General features: G+C 32.9%; 1 protein-coding gene and 1 pseudogene. Both read left to right on the top strand.

Translation table 11 applies throughout. The annotated features are described in order from the left end of the window. Positions 1-738, top strand: a 738-nt coding sequence (gene erm(B), locus C1G57_RS09130; protein WP_002321849.1) for a 23S rRNA (adenine(2058)-N(6))-methyltransferase Erm(B), incomplete at its 5' end; no start/stop codon positions are given. After that, positions 707-790, top strand: a pseudogene (locus tag C1G57_RS11430) (rRNA adenine methyltransferase); the annotation flags it as partial. The gene erm(B) and the pseudogene C1G57_RS11430, both read left to right, overlap by 32 nt.

Below are 790 nucleotides of genomic sequence, written 5' to 3'. Positions count from 1 at the left end.
ATGAACAAAAATATAAAATATTCTCAAAACTTTTTAACGAGTGAAAAAGTACTCAACCAAATAATAAAACAATTGAATTTAAAAGAAACCGATACCGTTTACGAAATTGGAACAGGTAAAGGGCATTTAACGACGAAACTGGCTAAAATAAGTAAACAGGTAACGTCTATTGAATTAGACAGTCATCTATTCAACTTATCGTCAGAAAAATTAAAACTGAATACTCGTGTCACTTTAATTCACCAAGATATTCTACAGTTTCAATTCCCTAACAAACAGAGGTATAAAATTGTTGGGAATATTCCTTACCATTTAAGCACACAAATTATTAAAAAAGTGGTTTTTGAAAGCCATGCGTCTGACATCTATCTGATTGTTGAAGAAGGATTCTACAAGCGTACCTTGGATATTCACCGAACACTAGGGTTGCTCTTGCACACTCAAGTCTCGATTCAGCAATTGCTTAAGCTGCCAGCGGAATGCTTTCATCCTAAACCAAAAGTAAACAGTGTCTTAATAAAACTTACCCGCCATACCACAGATGTTCCAGATAAATATTGGAAGCTATATACGTACTTTGTTTCAAAATGGGTCAATCGAGAATATCGTCAACTGTTTACTAAAAATCAGTTTCATCAAGCAATGAAACACGCCAAAGTAAACAATTTAAGTACCGTTACTTATGAGCAAGTATTGTCTATTTTTAATAGTTATCTATTATTTAACGGGAGGAAATAATTCTATGAGTCGCTTTTTTAAATTTGGAAAGTTACACGTTACTAAAGGGAAT

Source organism: Streptococcus suis (assembly GCF_002960425.1).
GTDB classification, from domain to species: domain Bacteria; phylum Bacillota; class Bacilli; order Lactobacillales; family Streptococcaceae; genus Streptococcus; species Streptococcus suis_S.
The sequence above is the reverse complement of the archived record's forward strand: the minus strand, read 5'-3'. Positions and strand labels throughout refer to the sequence as shown.